The following is a 16,188-nucleotide window of genomic DNA, read 5'->3' on the forward strand; positions in this document are numbered from 1 at the left end:
CTACCCCAATAATTTCATAGCAGCTGGGATATTTTCTACAATATCAGATGCTATAATCGAATCTTCGCCTAAGATATTTGATGCAAGATCTCCTGCCAATGAGTGGATGTAGACACCAAGACAAGCTGCCTCGTAGTTATCCAACCTATGTAATAAAGCAGAAATTACTCCAGATAATACATCCCCACTTCCTGCAGTAGCCATTCCAGGATTTCCGATTCTATTTATATAGATCCTAAACCCATCGGTAACTATAGTTTCCTCAGATTTTAATACAAGAATTACTCCGTTATCCCTAGCAAATTTTTTAGCAAAACTTATTCTATCAGAATTAATTTGATTAAGGCTTAATTTCGTAAGTCTAGAGAACTCCATGAGATGTGGAGTTAATACAAGATTTTTGTGATTTCTCAGTATCTTTATATCTTTGCTAACAGCATTCAGTCCATCTGCATCTATAAGTATTTTACCACTAAAGTTGCTAAATATGCTATTAATTAATGAATTTAATGAGTCATCTTGACCCATCCCCGGGCCTATAGCTAATATATCCTTATCCCTTAGATAATAATTTATTTTTCTTAGATTCTCTTCGTTATTAATAATATTAAAAGAATTTAGAGGTAAAATTATCTGCTCATTAGTTTTTATTTGAAGAATATTGCTAATAGACTGAGGAACGATATTATATACTAGTCCAGCGCCAGTTCTTAGAGCAGCCATGGAAGAAAGATATACTGAACCACTCATACCAGAGCTTCCACCTAAGATAGCGATTTTGCCGTAATCTCCCTTGTGAGTATCCTTCTTTCTTTTAGGAAAAATTTTTTTGAAATACTCATCTACATAAACATTTTCTAAGTTTGAATCACATACAGCAAGAGCATAGTCACCATCATGGCTTATGCTTATATTATCTGTCAAGTAATATCCATCTAATAAAACTCTTGGTTTCTTATCCTCATATCTTATTTCTATTCTTTTTTTTAGGATATAAGATAAATTAAAACCATAAGCTTTAATAATAGCTTCTTTTGCTGCAAATATTCCCGAAAGACTCATATCAAAATTTTTACTTTCCCTCGCATGATCTAATTCTTTTTCTGTAAAAATCTTTATGATATTAGATTTTTCCTTAAATTTATTTACACTAACTAAGTCTATTCCAAGCATTATCTAGCCTTAAGATCTTCAAATTGTCTTTCAGTCATTGTGATTATATTTTCCCTGTCGACATTACTAAACTTACCATCTTCATATACAATTTTACCATCTATAATAACATTTTTGATATCGGATTCATAAGTAGAAAAGCACAAGGAAGATAGGAGATCATTGTATGGCTTATGGTTTTCATTATTGATATCTATCATTATTAGGTCAGCCTTATATGATTCTTTAATAATTCCTACTTTATCAAAACCTAAGGCTTTAGCACCATTTACAGTCGCCGTTTTTAACATTTCAAAGTAACTTATTGGTCTACTTGAATAAAGCTTTGAGACAAGCATTGATACTTCCATCTCTCTTAGTATTGATAGCTTATTATTGCTTGAAGCTGAATCAGTTCCTAAGCATACATTAATTCCCTTATCAATTAACCTTGCGAGGTCTAGAAAGCCAGATGATAATTTTAGGTTTGAGCTTGGATTGTGAACAATGCTTACATTATTTTCTTTTATAATGTCCAAATCATTATCTGATAGATATACTCCATGAGCAGCAATGGTTTTGTTTTGAAAGATACCAGCCTTGTCAAAAAGCTCGGTTGGGCTCATCTTATAATTTTTATAGCAATCTTCATTCTCTTTTTTTGTCTCTGATAAGTGGATGTGGATAGGTAGCTTATATTCTTGAGCATAGTCAGATATTTTTTTTAAATAATCTAAGTCCGCTGTATATACAGCATGAGGACCAAGTCCAATATCTATAAGCCCATCATTAGCATATGCGTTGGAAAGATTTATGTTTTCCTTAATCTTGGAAAAATTCTTATCTGGAATAGCTAAGCCTCTAGAAATTTGTGCCCTTATATTCATTTCTTTGCAGGCTCTTACTGTTTCTTCACAGAAAAAATACATATCAGCAAAGCTAGTTGTCCCTGCCTTAATCATCTCTAAGAGGGCAAGTTTTGATCCATAGTAGACATCCTCTGCCTTAAGCTTATCTTCAAGTGGCCATATGTAATCGTTAAGCCAAGTCATCAAATCTGTCTCTGGACCATAGTTTCTAAAAAGTGTCATAGCAACATGAGTATGAGCATTCACAAATCCAGGCATTGTTAGAAAGTTTTCGCCATCTATAACTCTATCACTTTTGAAATCTCCCCTACTTCCTATATAGGAAATCTTGTCATCTTCTATATAAATATTCGCCGTTTTTATTTCTTCATCTTCCATTGTAAGAAAGTGTGTATTTTTAATTAATATATTCATTCTATAAAAGAGCTATCTTGAATCAACCCATAAGGATTAGAGCTTACTATATAGCAAGCTCTCTTATGGTATATTAGCTCTATTCTCCTATCTTTTCTCTTAGTAGTTTATTGATTTCTTGAGGATTTCCCTTGCCTTTAGTTTTCTTCATTGCTTGTCCAACTAAGAAACCGAAAGCTCTATCCTTACCTCCCCTAATATCTTCTACGGAATCAGGATTTTCACTTAAAACCTCATCTACTACTTCTTCTAGGAAAGATGAATCTGATATTTGAAGTAAGTTTCTTTCTTCAGCTAATTTTTCTGGGTCTTCGTTAGATTCATAGATTTCCCTTAGAATCTTTTTGGCAACATTATTATTTACCTTATTTTCCTTTGCCAAAAGAATTAACTTCGAAAAGTTTTCAACTGAAAGTTTCATCTCTGAAGGACTTTCTTCAAACTCGTTTAATCTTCTGGATAACTCTGATAGAATCCAGTTGGCACATGTATTAGGATCATTGACTATAGCATTGGTTTTTTCAAATAGGTCAGCAAGTTCTCTATCATTAGCTAATAAATTCGCGTCATACTTGCTAAGAGAAAGTTCTTTGATATATCTCGCTTCTTTTTGACCTGGCAATTCTGGTAGATTTTCTTTAACGCGATTTATGAAATCGTCAGAAAGCTCAATTAGAGGAATGTCACCTTCTGCGGAGAATCTATAGTCGTTTCCAACTTCTTTATTTCTCATGTGAACTGTTTCAGCCAATTCATCATCCCATCTTCTTGTTTCTTTCACGCCAACTTCACCTTCTTCAAGAAGGGCGATTTGTCTTTTTTCTTCAAATGCTAGTGCGTTTTCTATAGCCTTAATAGAGTTGATGTTCTTAATCTCAGCTATGGCGGTTCTTTGTCCATTTTCTAAGTTTTCGATATTGATATTAACATCAACACGCATAGAGCCTTGAGCCATGATACAGTCTGATACTCCTAAAAATCTTAAGGTAGATGCAAGAGTTTCGACATATTCCCTAGCTTCATCTGGTGAAGACATATCAGGTTCACTAACTATTTCTATTAGTGGGACACCCGCTCTGTTGTAGTCCATAAGGGTCGCATTGTTCTCATCATGATTTGACTTACCTGTATCTTCTTCCATATGAATTTCTGCAATTCTAATATTTTTACCTGACTCTAAAGTTAAGTAACCATTTGTTGCATAAGGCTTATCGAATTGAGTTATTTGATATCCCTTCACAAGGTCTGGATAGAAATACTTTTTCCTATCCATCTTTTGGTCATTTCTTATATCACAATTAAAGGCAAGACCAGCCATAACAGCAAACTCAACTGCCTTTTCATTCATTTGAGGAAGAGTTCCCGGATGTCCTAGACATATTGGACATACATTTGTATTAGGCACTTGTCCGAACTCGTTTTTACAGGAGCAAAACATCTTCGTCTCAGTGGCTAGCTCCACGTGAATTTCTAATCCAATAATTGTTTTAGTTTTCATTTATACTCCTTAAAAATTTCTCGCCTGCATTAATTAACTTGTTATCTTCAAATCTATTTGCTATAAATTGTACTGATCCTGATATTCCCTCTCTAATTGGTAGGGAAAGACCACACATCCCAGCAAGGTTTACAATTACATTGAAGCCATCTGCCTTAAAATCGCTTAAAGGGTCGTGTTCATCATCTGTCAAGTATGGTGGTAGATTCGTTGTGGTTGGTGTTATCAATAAATCAATTTCTTCGAATACTTCTTCTAATTCGTTTTTAATAAGACTTCTCAATTTAAGGCCTTGCTTATAAATTTTTTGATTATCATTTGCTGATAAATACATGGTTCCAAGAGCGATTCTTCTTTGAACCTCTTCTCCTAGGCCTTCTGATCTGCTTTTTACGAAAAGCTCTTCTACACTTTCGTAATCATCTGCCTGGTAACCAAATCTTACACCATCAAACCTACTCATATTTGAAGATACTTCAGAGCTCATTACAACGTTATATACTGGATTTGCATATTTAGCGTACTCCAAATCTATAGGGAAAAGTTCAGCTCCTAAAGACTGTAAAATATCCAAGGCTTTTTGGTAATCTTTCTTTACTTCTTCTTCTATTCCTTCATAAAGGCTTGACTCGGTCTTGATAAAGCCAATTTTTTTACCTTTAAAATCATAATCTTCGTATGAGTACTCGTATTTTTCTAAATTAGAAGTCATATCTTTAGGGTCATGTGATGCAGTTGTATTGGCCAATACTCTCATATCTTCGATATTTTTAGAGAATAGAGAAACTTGATCTAGGGTGTTTGCCATAGAAACTACACCATATCTACTCATTATTGAATAAGTTGGTTTGTATCCTAAAATATTACAGTACGATGCAGGACATCTTACAGACCCACCTGTATCTGTTCCAAGAGCTATTAGGACATCTCCCTTAGCCACTGCTGCTGCAGATCCTGACGATGAACCACCAGGAACTCTTTTATTATCAAGAGGATTTTGGGTAGGACCAAAGTAGGAAGTCTTGCCTCTACCGCCCATAGCAAACTCATCCATGTTAGTTTTAGCTACGATTATGGCATCTTCTTTTAATAGATTTTCTACAACACTTGCATTATATACTGGCTTGAAATTTTCTAGCATTTTGGATGCACAGGTCATTTTCATTTGGTCATAGGATATATTATCCTTAACTGCTACAGGTACTCCAAATAGAGAACCTAATTCCTCACCATTTTTAAGTTTTTCATCTAATTTTTTGGCTCTTTTAATAGAACCATCACGATCAATACTTATATAAGCATTCAATTCGTCGTTTTCTATTTTATCTAAGGTCGTTAAAATATTATCTTCGACGCTTAGATTTCCTTCTTTATAATCTTCTATTAATTTTTCTATATTCATTATAGCTCCTATAATTTCCAATCAAGTCTAAAATAACCAAATTCTGTATCTTTAGCGTTAGCCAAAGCCTCATCTCTTGTAATAGATTCATTAGCTTTATCTTCTCTAAAGATTGCCTTGTGATTTGGTATAAGTTCTGTCATTTTAACTTCATCTGTATCGATAGTAAAGATATCTTCTATAAAATCTATAACAGTATTAAATTTATTAGATAATAAGTCGGTATCTTTTCCCTCTAGACTTAGATTAGCAAGCCTATATATTTTTTCCACTTCTTGTTTGTTCATCTTACATTCCTTCCAATTCTTCTAAGAAATCATATAATTTATCATTCTCATAAATTTCTATTCCTAATTCATTAGCCTTATCTTTCTTTGAACCAGATTTTTCACCAGCTAAAACAACATCCGTATTCTTTGAAACTGAGCCAGTAACCTTAGCTCCGTTACTTTCCAAAAGTTTCTTTATGTCATCTCTTTTATAATTATCTATAGTTCCAGTAATAACAAAAGTCATGTCATTTAAGCTATTACTATTATTATCTGCTTTTACTTCGGATATTTCTATACCTTTTTTCAATAAATTATCGATCGATTTACTAATATTATGGTCTTTGAAGTAATCAACTATATTTTGAGCAGTTATTTCACCGATATCATCAATATCCGAAAGATCTTCTGTACTAGCATTTCTTAGATCATCAAAATTCTTAAACTTATTTGCTAAATCTCTAGATGTTCTTTCGCCTACGTTTGGTATGCCTATAGCGTATATGAAATTATCAAGATTTACTTTTTTGCTAGCTTCTATTGCATTTAAAAGATTCTTTGTTTTTTTATCTCCAAAACGATCTAGCTTAATTAGATCTTCATAGGTTAAGTCATATATATCATCAACTTCATTGATGTCTAGTTCTTCCATTAGTTGGGCTATAGTTTTTTCGGACAGTCCTTCTATATCCATTGCATTTCTTGAGGTAAAATGCTCCATTCTCGCAAGAAGTTGTGGTTTACATGATATAGAATTAGGGCAAATTATGTGAACATTGCCTTGGATTAGCTCACTTCCGCAATATGGGCATTTGCTAGGCTTTTCTATCTCTTTCGTTCCTTCTTGATTTTCATCTACAACTCCTAGGATTTCAGGGATTACATCATTCGATCTTCTGATGAATATCTTAGATCCGATTCTTACTTTTTTCCTAATAATATCATCATAATTGTTTAGGGTGGCTCGACTTACTGTAGCCCCAGAAAATTCAACAGGATCTAGTATTGCACTAGGAGTTACTTTTCCACTTCTTCCTACATTCCACACTACTTCTTTTAGAGTAGTAGTATATTCTTCTGCTTCGAACTTGTAGGCAATTGACCAACGAGGAAATTTATTGGTTGATCCTAAGACTTCTTGAGTTTGTTTGTCGTTAATCTTAATCACAACACCATCAGTCAAAATATCTATTCTTTTTCTTTCTTCCTCTATGAAATCGAGTTCTTTTATAATCTCTTGTAAATTATGAACCTTTTTGTGATAAGGATGAATTAGGAGGCCTTGATCTTTTAGAAACTCTAACATTTCTTCTTCGCTTGAAAAATCTAAGTCATTTGTTGGTATAGCATAAAAGTAGGCTGTTAAATTTCTTTTTGCAGTCTCCTTTGTATCGAGGTTTCTAAGAGCACCTGCTGCAGCATTTCTAGCATTTTTTAGCTGCAATTCATTTTCCTCATTGTAACGAGTAAGCTCTGATAGAGGCATTAGGGCTTCGCCCTGTATTTCTAGTAAAGACTCCTCTTTAATTTTATTAGGGATAGATCTAATAGTCCTAACTTGAGCAGAAATCTCTTCTCCTACCGTTCCATTACCCCTTGTCGCTGCATTTACTAAAAGACCATTATTATAGGTTAAGTTTACAGTGAGTCCATCGAATTTATATTCCATTATATATTCAAGTTCAGCTAGTTTGTCATCATGATTTCTGTTATATTCATCTCTTAATCTATTGCACCTATCAATCCAAGCTTCAAGTTCTTCATGAGTCTGGGCCTTATTTTGAGATAGGAGTTTTGTAATATGAAAGTGCTTTTCAAATTTATCCAGTATTTCTCCTCCCACTATTTGTGTAGGAGAATCATCTCTAACATAGCCTGTTTCCTCTTCAAGTTGTCTCAATTCATCATAGATTTGGTCATACTCTCCATCAGAAACTAAAGGCTCATCTAAGGTATAATAGTGATAGTTTAAATTCTCTATTTTTTCTATTAATTTATCTATTCGTTCTCTCTTATCCATATCACACCTTCTCTATTGGAGCGTAATCCTGATTTAGCTTTTTAAGACCTTTTTCATCAAAGGCCACTACAAGCTCATTTCCCTTATCTTGTTTTTTGATCTGTACAACCATACCACTACCCCACTTAGAATGAACTAGCCTATCTCCAACCTTGTATTCATCGTCACTTGCACTGGTTTTATTTAATTTTTTGCCTAAGACTGACTGCCTAGTTTTTTCTCTCATGTAATCTTCTGCCATGGTCTTTTCATATTCTCTTGATGAATATCCATATGAACTAACCTTTTCTTCGACCTTTATGTTATCAATTATTTCATCGATAAATCTAGATGGCTTATAAAATACCGGTTTGCCATAATTTCTCCTTGCCTCGGCACTTGATAGAAATAGTTTTTCCTCAGCTCGAGTGATGGCTACATAAAAAAGTCTTCTTTCCTCTTCAATATTGCCCTCATCGATACTTCTTTTTCCTGGGAATAATCCCTCATCAAGACCAACTACAAATACTATTGGAAACTCTAGACCTTTTGCTGCATGCATTGTCATTAGTGAAATAGAATTATCTGTGCTTTCTGTCTTATCAAGATCAGATAGCAAGGATAGATTTTCGAGATAATCATATATGGTATCTTCTGGATTATTTTCCTGATATTCTGATGCTGATGATATAAACTCATTTATATTATCTATCCTTGCCCTATCTTCAACTGAATAGGATGACTCCAAGGATTTCATATAGCCACTTTTATCTAGTACATCTTCGATAAGGTCAACTATCTTGTAATTATTTACATTATCAAATATTTCTTTCAAAGGTAGGTAAAACTTTTCGGTTGATTTTATAATCCTATCAGAAATCAAAGTATTGAACTCATCGTTTGTAATCAAGTCTAAAATGGCAATATTATGCAAATTAGCAACTCTTTCCAATTCTTCAATAGATTTATTGCCAATTCCTCTCTTTGGCTCATTAATAATCCTTTTTAGAGATAGGTCATCTTTTGGATTCACAATAATTTTTAAATAGGATACCAAATCTTTTATTTCTTTTCTATCATAGAATTTAAGTCCACCAACTACTTTGTAGTTTATTAGGTTCTTCATCAAAATCTCTTCGAAAGGTCTTGATTGGGCATTGGTCCTGTAAAGAATAGCAAAATCCTTAGCTTCATAGCCTTCTTGCATAAGACTTTTTATATTATCAAGTACAAACTTTGCTTCTTCGCTTTCTACAGAATTCGCCTTATATATAACCTTGTCTCCACCCTTATTCTCTGTCCAAAGCTCTTTATCTTTTCTTTCGGAATTATTTTCTATTAGGAGATTTGCAGTGTCTAAAATATTTTCTGTAGACCTATAATTTTGTTCTAGCTTTATTGTTTCAGCATCCTTAAAGTCTTTTTCAAAGTTAAGGATATTTGAAATATTTGCTCCTCTGAAGCTATAGATAGACTGGTCAGCATCACCTACAACTGTGACATTGTTATGAAAACCCGCAAAATATTTAATTAGTTCATACTGACTGTTATTAGTATCCTGATATTCATCTACAAATACATATTCGAATTTCTTTTGATAAAAATCCAAAGTCTCCTTGCTCTTAACAAAAAGATATAAAACCTTATCTATTAAATCATCAAAATCAAGGGCGTTGTAGTAAAACTTCTTTTCTTCATATTTTTTGTAGATTTCATAATATACGTCGCCCTTACTATAGTAAGTATTTAATTTTAAGAATTCATCTGGATCTAAAGATTTGTTTTTGGCAGATGATATCACATTTAAAGCTTCTCGTGGAGCTATATCATCCTTATATCCAAGTTCATTAATTATTTCTTTTATGAGAGTTTTCTGATCACTTGTGTCATATATAGTAAAGTTTCTATCATATCCAATCTTATCGATATTCATCCTCAGAATCCTCGCACAAATAGAGTGGAAAGTCCCAATCCAAAGATGCGATACATCCATATCAAGTAGCCTTGAGACTCTTTCTTTCATTTCATTTGCAGCTTTATTGGTAAATGTTATAGCTATTATATTTCTCGGATCAATATTTTTTTCCTCAATAAGATAGGCAATACTCGTTGTAAGTACCCTAGTTTTGCCAGATCCTGCTCCAGCAAGAACTAACAGAGGTCCTTCACCATGAAGTACTGCCTTTCTTTGCATTTTATTTAATCCATCTAAGTTCATATTTCACGTCCTTCCATCTATCACATTATACCATAAAAATAAAAGAGTAAGTTGTCCTTACTCTTTGCTTTTTTCTTCTTTTAAATTCTTTTCAATAAGTCTTTCCAAAACTATATCATAGCCATTAGAACCATAATTTAATGATCTATTTACTCTTGAAATTGTAGCAGTAGAAGCTCCTGTTTCTTCTTCGATTACACTGTATGTTTTTCTAATCTTAAGAAGTTTTGCAACATGTAGTCTTTGTGCTATTGATTGGATTTCTCTAGCTGTACATATATCAGTAAAGAAATCATAGCATTGCTCGATATCTTCAAGCATTAATACTGCTTCAAAAAACTCATCTATTTCTTTGTTTCTTAATTTATTTTCTTTCATTTGCCTCTCCTATTAATTAATATATCAATTAAGCTTTCGCATAAATTGTTGTTTCTAGCAAGCAATGGTCCATGAAGGTAGGTTCCAATAGTATTCTTATATCTAAAGCCTTCGCTCTTATCTTTGCCATTATTGCCATTACCTTCCAAGACATATGCAAAAGGCTTTTGATTCTTTCCTAAAAATGTTACACCGCCATGATTTTCAAAACCCTTATAAATCGATTTTTTATCAAAAGCTGATTGAACTTTTATGTTACCAGTAAATCTATTTTTATCATCCTGGTTTATTGTGTAGTGGTCAAAAATTTTTAGACCTTCTATTTTCTTATTGTAGGCGTCATAATAGTACTGACCTAACAATTGATAACCGCCACATATAGCTAATAGTATACCATTATTTTCAATGTATTCTACCATACCATCTCTTTTTTTAAGCAAATCCTTTTGCACTATACTCTGCTCATAGTCCTGACCACCTCCAAAAAATACAAAATCATACTTTTTGTAATCAAAATCGTCTCCAAGGCTCACTACTTCGATGTTCGTTTCAAAACCTATTTTTCTAGCTTCATGGGCAAAAGCCATAACATTACCCACGTCTCCATATGTGTTTAACAAATTTCCATAAAGATGTGCAATATTAACAATCATGATAATTCTAATACCTCTCTTAATCTTAGCATAGCTGTGTAAGTTGACAAGATATATATATTATCAGACTGAGCATTTTCTATTATATCAACTATTTCTTTCTCATAGTCAAATCCTTTTATATCTCCTTCATAAATTTCAGCTATCTCAAGTCTTCTTTTCATATCAGAAGGTCTCTTACCAGAGACATAAACATCCTTAATATCCATCTTTCTTAATTTCTCGTAGTGAGAATCGTATATCCAGCTTACATCCAATCCATCTGCATAATTGTCATTTAACAAGCAGATTAGACTTATATCGCTTTTATTTAAAAGCATCAACTCAATAATCTGGTTAAGTCCAGTAGGATTTTTTACAAGGTTAATTATTACATTCTTATCAGCTATCTTAATATTTTCTTGCCTTCCAAATACATTCTTTTGAGACTTTAGTCCAGTATATATTTCCTCATAAGATAATCCTAGCTCTTTAGCAACTGCTAGTGAGGCTAAGGCATTATAAATATTATATAAGCCACCAACTGATATTTCATATTCTTCATTTGCTATTTTAAATGTTGAATGGTCACTTTCTAATTTTTCTAGATTATCAATGCAATATTTTAAGTTCTTAGAGGAAAAATCACATGAAGGACAAGTAAAATCTCCTAGAGACGAGTAATTGACGAGCCTGTACTTAAGAACACTGTTACACTTTGGACAAAGTATACCATCGGAATTTAGTTCCGCATCAAGTATATAGTCATCATGAATATCTCTCTTATCTCTTATTCCATAATAAACTTTTTTGTAGGAGTCCATCTTATCGTAAGCGAAAATCGGAAGATCACCATTAGCTACTATCGTAGCATCAGCCATCTCCTCCATTCCTTCCATCATTTTGTCGAAAATATTATAAATCTCACCAAATCTATCCATTTGATCCCTAAATACATTTGTAAATACAACATAATCTGCCTTAAGGAACTTGCCTATTCTAGAAAGATTTGCCTCATCTACTTCTAGCACTGCGACAGTATCCTCATTTGGTGGATTATCCAATAAAGATGTAATAATACCTTGGACCATGTTAGATCCAGAGTCATTAGTAAAAACATTTTCATAATGTTGTCTTAATATATTTGTCAGAAAATGAGTAGTCATGGTCTTGCCATTTGTACCTGTAACAAATATAAATTTTGTATTCTTGGATAATTCTTTAAGAATATCTTTATCAAGTTTATAAGCGACATATCCTGGTAAGGAAGTAGCCTTATGATTTGTAATCTTTAAAGAAAATCTAATTAATTTTGCTATGTTTTTTATTACTTTACTTTTAAAACTCATAAGTCTACTATATACCCAAAATTATAAACTTTCCATAGCTAGTATAAAATTTCGAAAGAATTTTCATTCTGCTTTAAGTCCATCTTTGAGATGTCTTTGGATTCTATCCTTACAAATTTCTGATTATCTAATTCTCTTATGAATGCTTCAATATTTTCAGTTCTACCTTGTACATAAACTTCAACACTTCCATCGTAGAGATTCTTGACACTTCCAGTCAAATTAAGATCGGTAGCAATCCTTAAAGAGTGAAATCTAAATCCGACTCCTTGGACCCTACCTTTGAAATTTATTTTAAGTCTTTCCATGCTCACCCCTTTAATATACTATAACATTATAAAGCCTTTCTTGTAAAGACTTTACTTTAGCCTTGACATTAATGCCACGTAAGTTATAATATTATTGACACCCCCTATGGGTGTTAAGGAGGTAATATGAAAGAACGTTTTGATGTTAGCGGAATGACTTGTGCTTCTTGTCAGGCTAATGTCCAAAAAGCGGTTCAAAAATTAGGAGTTAATGATGTTAATGTCAATCTTATTAGTGAGTCTATGACAGTTGATTACGATTCTGATAAGATTAGTAATGACGATATTATAAAGGCAGTAGAGAAAATTGGTTATGGAGCAAGTCCTAAAGATAAGGACAGATCAAGCGAGATAAATCTTAAAGAACATGAAGAGATGTCTACAATAAGTAGATTAAAAATTTCCTTCTTGTTTTTAATCCCACTGATGTATTTGGAAATGGGGCCAATGATTAATCTTCCTATACCAAGTTTTCTAGAAGGTCGTGCAGGAGCAATAAATAATGCTTTTGTTCAATTTCTGCTTGCCTTGCCTGTAATTTTTGTAAACCGCAAATTTTTTGTATCAGGCTTTAAGAGCCTTGTTAATAAGGCACCTAATATGGATACACTTGTCGCATTAGGTGCTGGTGCTGCCACTATATTTGGTATATTTGCCATAATGAGGATGTCTTATGCCTTAGGACTAAACGATACCCAAGTGTTAGATCATTATAGGCACAATATATATTTCGAATCAAGTGCAACTATCCTAACTTTAATTACTTTGGGTAAATATTTCGAAGCTAGAAGTAAGGGAGAGACTAAAGCATCTCTCAAACACCTAATGGATCTAGCTCCAAAAACAGCTAAGGTGATTAAAAATGGTGAAGAAATTGAAGTTGCTATTGAAGAAATTGAAATTGGCGATACTATTGTTGTTAGACCAGGAGAGTCTATCCCTGTTGATGGTATTGTAACAAAGGGCTCTTCCCTAGTTGATCAGGCCGCAATTACTGGTGAAAGCATACCAGTAAATAAAAATCCTGGCGATGAAGTAATATCTGCAAGTATTAACAAACAAGGATCTTTTCAATTTAGAGCTAAAAGGGTTGGTGAAAATACTACCATCTCACAAATCATAAGCCTTGTTAATGAAGCAAATGAAACTAAAGCACCAATCGCAAAATTAGCTGATAAGATATCAGCAATTTTTGTTCCGATGGTAATAGTTATTGCAATTCTAACTTTTACTATATCGGCTTATCTTACAAAAGATTTTGAATTTGCCTTAAATCTTATGATAGCAGTTCTCGTAATATCTTGTCCATGTGCCTTAGGTCTTGCAACTCCAATGGCGATAATGGTTTCAACCGGTAAGTCAGCAGAGTTAGGTCTTCTGTTTAAAAGCGCTGAAAGCCTAGAGAACCTTCATAAGATTGATTCCATCCTTCTAGATAAGACTGGAACAATTACAGAAGGTAAGCCTGTAGTTACTGATGTTTATACAAAAATGGATGACAAGGAGTTCATCTCTATTGCAAGAAGTATAGAAGAAGCTTCCGAGCATCCTTTGAGCAATGCAATTGTAGAATTTGCTAATAGCAAAAATATTGGTCCTAAAGAAACTTCAGACTTTAATTCTATAACTGGAATGGGGCTTGAAGCAAAAATAGACGGCAAAATATATTATGCAGGAAATATAAAACTTATGAACGATAAAAATATTTCTGTAAAAGATTTTGAAGAAAGATCTATCTCATATTCAGAAGAAGGAAAAACATCCATGTATTTTGCTGATGAAAATGAGGTCTTAGGCTTAATAGCGGTTCAAGACTTGGCAAAGGATAGTTCTATTAAGGCAATAGAAAAATTAAAAGCAATGGGCTACCATATTGCAATGCTAACAGGTGATAATGAAAAAACGGCCGAAGCAATTAGAAAAAAACTGGCTATAGATGAAAAATACGCCGAGGTCCTTCCACAAGATAAAGACAAAGTTGTAAGAAAACTTCAAGAATCGGGTAAAAATGTAGCGATGGTCGGAGACGGGATAAATGATGCCCCAGCACTAGCAAGATCTGATATCGGTATAGCTATTGGAAGCGGAACTGATATTGCTATTGATTCAGCAGATGTAGTATTAATTAAAAATTCCCTACTAGATATAGTTAATTCGATAAGACTATCTAGTAAGACCATCAAGATAATAAAGGAAAATCTCTTTTGGGCATTTTTCTACAACATTATCTTAATACCAGTAGCTGCCGGTATCCTCTACCCTAGATACGGTATAACCTTAAACCCTATGTTTGCGGCCTTGGCAATGAGCATATCCTCAGTCTTTGTATGTCTTAACTCACTTAGACTTAGGAACTTTAAGCCAGAAGAAGAAGAAAGTAAAGAAGAAAATATAATAATTAAGGAGAATGAAATGAGTGAATTAAATAAAATGATTGTTAAAGTTGATGGAATGAGCTGTGAGAATTGTGCAAAACACGTTACAGAAGCCCTAGAATCCGTATCTGGAATAAAAGAAGTAAATGTTAACCTAGAAAATAAAGAAGCTAATGTAGAATATTTCGGATCAGTAGATGAAGATGAAATTTCAAAGGCAATTAGTGAAGCAGGTTATGAATACAAGGGTATAGAATACAAATAATGCATGCTGATAACAAAAAAACTATCAGGAAACTTAAAACCGTCGGTGGTCAAATCGACGGTTTAATTAAAATGATCGAAGATAACAGATATTGTATAGATATCTCAAACCAAATTATGGCTTCAATCTCTATTCTTAAAAATATAAATAAAGAAGTCCTCCAAGCTCATCTAGAACACTGTGTATACCAATCTCTTAATAGTGATGACGAAGAAGACATTAAGCAAAAAATTGAGGAAATAGAAAAAGTTATCGATAAACTCAATAAAATTTAAGAAGTGGGTATATATTTGATAGTAAGCGAAAACGAAATTAAAGGAGAATAAAATGACTGAAAAATATAACAATGAAAATTTTGCAGGTGAAGTTCGTGAATATGTAGTTAGCGATAAGGTGCTTGCTAAAATTACGAAAAAAGTTGTTGATAACGTAGACGGTGTTCTAGACTTACAAGGTGGATTTTTTGATAACCTAACAAGTTCTTTTTCATCAGATGAACAATCAACCTCTGGTATTTCTATAAATCAAGCTGATAAAGATTCTGTTGTTGAAGCAGGAATCATCCTTGAATACGGCAAAAGAGCTGAAGAAGTATTTAGAAATCTAGATAAGGCTATCAAAAATGAAGTTAAAAACTTAACAGGTATTAATGTTAAAGCTGTTAAAGTAAATATTGTTGATATCCTTACAAAGGAAGAATTCAATAAAAAACAAAGACAAGAAGAAGAAAAAAAGCAAAAAGAAATTTAATTAAGAACTCCCCTCTATCTAGCTGATAGTGAAGTGTACCAATAAAACTGGACATAATATTAAATTAGTTATTTACAATAGGATGCTTGCCTATACTTTGTAGGCGGCATCCATTTTGTTTTTGATTGGATTCGCTCATTATTAAAATAATATATATATTCATCAATATCTTTTGAGAACTCATCAAAAGAGCTATAGCTCTTTTCATATCCATAATACAATTCATTTTTTAATCTAGCGAAAAATGATTCCATAATAGAGTTATCATAACAGTTACCTTTTCTAGACATAGACTGATTTATCTTATGCT

Annotated in this window: 15 protein-coding genes; 3 read left to right on the forward strand and 12 right to left on the reverse strand. The window is 32.9% G+C overall.

The window, feature by feature from the left end:
* The 11 genes from MRZ08_RS03980 to MRZ08_RS04030 form a co-directional block, all read right to left on the reverse strand.
* Complete coding sequence (locus tag MRZ08_RS03980; protein WP_297379498.1) at positions 1-1,173, reverse strand: NAD(P)H-hydrate dehydratase; 1,173 nt, start codon at positions 1,171-1,173, stop codon at positions 1-3.
* Positions 1,173-2,435 carry an amidohydrolase gene (locus tag MRZ08_RS03985; protein WP_297379501.1) on the reverse strand — a complete coding sequence of 421 codons (1,263 nt, stop codon included), beginning with the start codon at positions 2,433-2,435 and terminating at the stop codon, positions 1,173-1,175. The genes MRZ08_RS03980 and MRZ08_RS03985 overlap by 1 nt, the downstream gene beginning before the upstream one ends.
* A 79-nt stretch (positions 2,436-2,514) precedes the next feature.
* Complete coding sequence (gatB, locus tag MRZ08_RS03990; RefSeq protein WP_297379504.1) at positions 2,515-3,933, reverse strand: Asp-tRNA(Asn)/Glu-tRNA(Gln) amidotransferase subunit GatB; 1,419 nt, start codon at positions 3,931-3,933, stop codon at positions 2,515-2,517.
* Positions 3,923-5,335 carry an Asp-tRNA(Asn)/Glu-tRNA(Gln) amidotransferase subunit GatA gene (gene gatA / locus MRZ08_RS03995; protein WP_297379506.1) on the reverse strand — a complete coding sequence of 471 codons (1,413 nt, stop codon included), beginning with the start codon at positions 5,333-5,335 and terminating at the stop codon, positions 3,923-3,925. The genes gatB and gatA overlap by 11 nt, the downstream gene beginning before the upstream one ends.
* Before the next feature lie 8 nt (positions 5,336-5,343).
* The gene (gene gatC / locus MRZ08_RS04000) at positions 5,344-5,622 is read right to left on the reverse strand and encodes an Asp-tRNA(Asn)/Glu-tRNA(Gln) amidotransferase subunit GatC (RefSeq protein WP_297379509.1); all 279 of its coding nucleotides are present in this window, start codon (positions 5,620-5,622) and stop codon (positions 5,344-5,346) included.
* A gap of 1 nt (position 5,623) precedes the next feature.
* Positions 5,624-7,624, reverse strand: coding sequence for an NAD-dependent DNA ligase LigA (gene ligA, locus MRZ08_RS04005; protein WP_297379512.1), 2,001 nt, complete (start codon positions 7,622-7,624; stop codon positions 5,624-5,626).
* Position 7,625: 1 nt separating this feature from the next.
* Positions 7,626-9,821: a UvrD-helicase domain-containing protein gene (locus tag MRZ08_RS04010; protein ID WP_297379515.1), complete on the reverse strand. Its 2,196-nt coding sequence runs from the start codon at positions 9,819-9,821 to the stop codon at positions 7,626-7,628.
* 57 nt (positions 9,822-9,878) lie between these two features.
* Positions 9,879-10,199 carry a YerC/YecD family TrpR-related protein gene (locus MRZ08_RS04015; protein WP_015777914.1) on the reverse strand — a complete coding sequence of 107 codons (321 nt, stop codon included), beginning with the start codon at positions 10,197-10,199 and terminating at the stop codon, positions 9,879-9,881.
* The gene (locus MRZ08_RS04020) at positions 10,196-10,852 is read right to left on the reverse strand and encodes an adenosylcobyric acid synthase (RefSeq protein ID WP_297379517.1); all 657 of its coding nucleotides are present in this window, start codon (positions 10,850-10,852) and stop codon (positions 10,196-10,198) included. Before MRZ08_RS04020 ends, MRZ08_RS04015 begins: the two co-directional genes overlap by 4 nt.
* Positions 10,849-12,180, reverse strand: coding sequence for a MurT ligase domain-containing protein (locus MRZ08_RS04025; RefSeq protein WP_297379519.1), 1,332 nt, complete (start codon positions 12,178-12,180; stop codon positions 10,849-10,851). Before MRZ08_RS04025 ends, MRZ08_RS04020 begins: the two co-directional genes overlap by 4 nt.
* Before the next feature lie 38 nt (positions 12,181-12,218).
* Entirely contained in the window at positions 12,219-12,488 is a 270-nt protein-coding gene (locus MRZ08_RS04030) for an acylphosphatase (protein ID WP_297379522.1), read from the reverse strand.
* Positions 12,489-12,614: 126 nt separating this feature from the next.
* Between MRZ08_RS04030 and MRZ08_RS04035 the strand changes: the two genes are divergently transcribed.
* The 3 genes from MRZ08_RS04035 to MRZ08_RS04045 are packed head-to-tail and all read left to right on the forward strand — an operon-like array spanning position 12,615 to position 15,878.
* Positions 12,615-15,128 carry a heavy metal translocating P-type ATPase gene (locus MRZ08_RS04035; RefSeq protein WP_297379525.1) on the forward strand — a complete coding sequence of 838 codons (2,514 nt, stop codon included), beginning with the start codon at positions 12,615-12,617 and terminating at the stop codon, positions 15,126-15,128.
* The gene (locus MRZ08_RS04040) at positions 15,128-15,403 is read left to right on the forward strand and encodes a metal-sensing transcriptional repressor (RefSeq protein WP_297379528.1); all 276 of its coding nucleotides are present in this window, start codon (positions 15,128-15,130) and stop codon (positions 15,401-15,403) included. Before MRZ08_RS04035 ends, MRZ08_RS04040 begins: the two co-directional genes overlap by 1 nt.
* 52 nt (positions 15,404-15,455) lie before the next feature.
* On the forward strand, positions 15,456-15,878 hold the full coding sequence (locus MRZ08_RS04045) for an Asp23/Gls24 family envelope stress response protein (RefSeq protein WP_297379531.1): 423 nt from the start codon (positions 15,456-15,458) through the stop codon (positions 15,876-15,878).
* A 68-nt stretch (positions 15,879-15,946) separates the two neighbouring features.
* On the opposite strand, the gene MRZ08_RS04050 is transcribed toward MRZ08_RS04045, so the two are convergent.
* Positions 15,947-16,188, reverse strand: a 242-nt coding sequence (locus MRZ08_RS04050; RefSeq protein ID WP_297379534.1) for an IS3 family transposase, incomplete at its 5' end; no start/stop codon positions are given.

Source organism: Anaerococcus sp., from assembly GCF_022770135.1.
Classification (GTDB): Bacteria; Bacillota; Clostridia; order Tissierellales; family Peptoniphilaceae; genus Anaerococcus.

Coding starts and splice junctions, on each gene's coding strand:
- MRZ08_RS03980 (WP_297379498.1), bottom strand. CDS start 1,173: ATGCTTGGAATAGACTTAGTTAGTGTAAATAAATTTAAGGAAAAATCT.
- MRZ08_RS03985 (WP_297379501.1), bottom strand. CDS start 2,435: ATGAATATATTAATTAAAAATACACACTTTCTTACAATGGAAGATGAA.
- gatB (WP_297379504.1), bottom strand. CDS start 3,933: ATGAAAACTAAAACAATTATTGGATTAGAAATTCACGTGGAGCTAGCC.
- gatA (WP_297379506.1), bottom strand. CDS start 5,335: ATGAATATAGAAAAATTAATAGAAGATTATAAAGAAGGAAATCTAAGC.
- gatC (WP_297379509.1), bottom strand. CDS start 5,622: ATGAACAAACAAGAAGTGGAAAAAATATATAGGCTTGCTAATCTAAGT.
- ligA (WP_297379512.1), bottom strand. CDS start 7,624: ATGGATAAGAGAGAACGAATAGATAAATTAATAGAAAAAATAGAGAAT.
- MRZ08_RS04010 (WP_297379515.1), bottom strand. CDS start 9,821: ATGAACTTAGATGGATTAAATAAAATGCAAAGAAAGGCAGTACTTCAT.
- MRZ08_RS04015 (WP_015777914.1), bottom strand. CDS start 10,199: ATGAAAGAAAATAAATTAAGAAACAAAGAAATAGATGAGTTTTTTGAA.
- MRZ08_RS04020 (WP_297379517.1), bottom strand. CDS start 10,852: ATGATTGTTAATATTGCACATCTTTATGGAAATTTGTTAAACACATAT.
- MRZ08_RS04025 (WP_297379519.1), bottom strand. CDS start 12,180: ATGAGTTTTAAAAGTAAAGTAATAAAAAACATAGCAAAATTAATTAGA.
- MRZ08_RS04030 (WP_297379522.1), bottom strand. CDS start 12,488: ATGGAAAGACTTAAAATAAATTTCAAAGGTAGGGTCCAAGGAGTCGGA.
- MRZ08_RS04035 (WP_297379525.1), top strand. CDS start 12,615: ATGAAAGAACGTTTTGATGTTAGCGGAATGACTTGTGCTTCTTGTCAG.
- MRZ08_RS04040 (WP_297379528.1), top strand. CDS start 15,128: ATGCATGCTGATAACAAAAAAACTATCAGGAAACTTAAAACCGTCGGT.
- MRZ08_RS04045 (WP_297379531.1), top strand. CDS start 15,456: ATGACTGAAAAATATAACAATGAAAATTTTGCAGGTGAAGTTCGTGAA.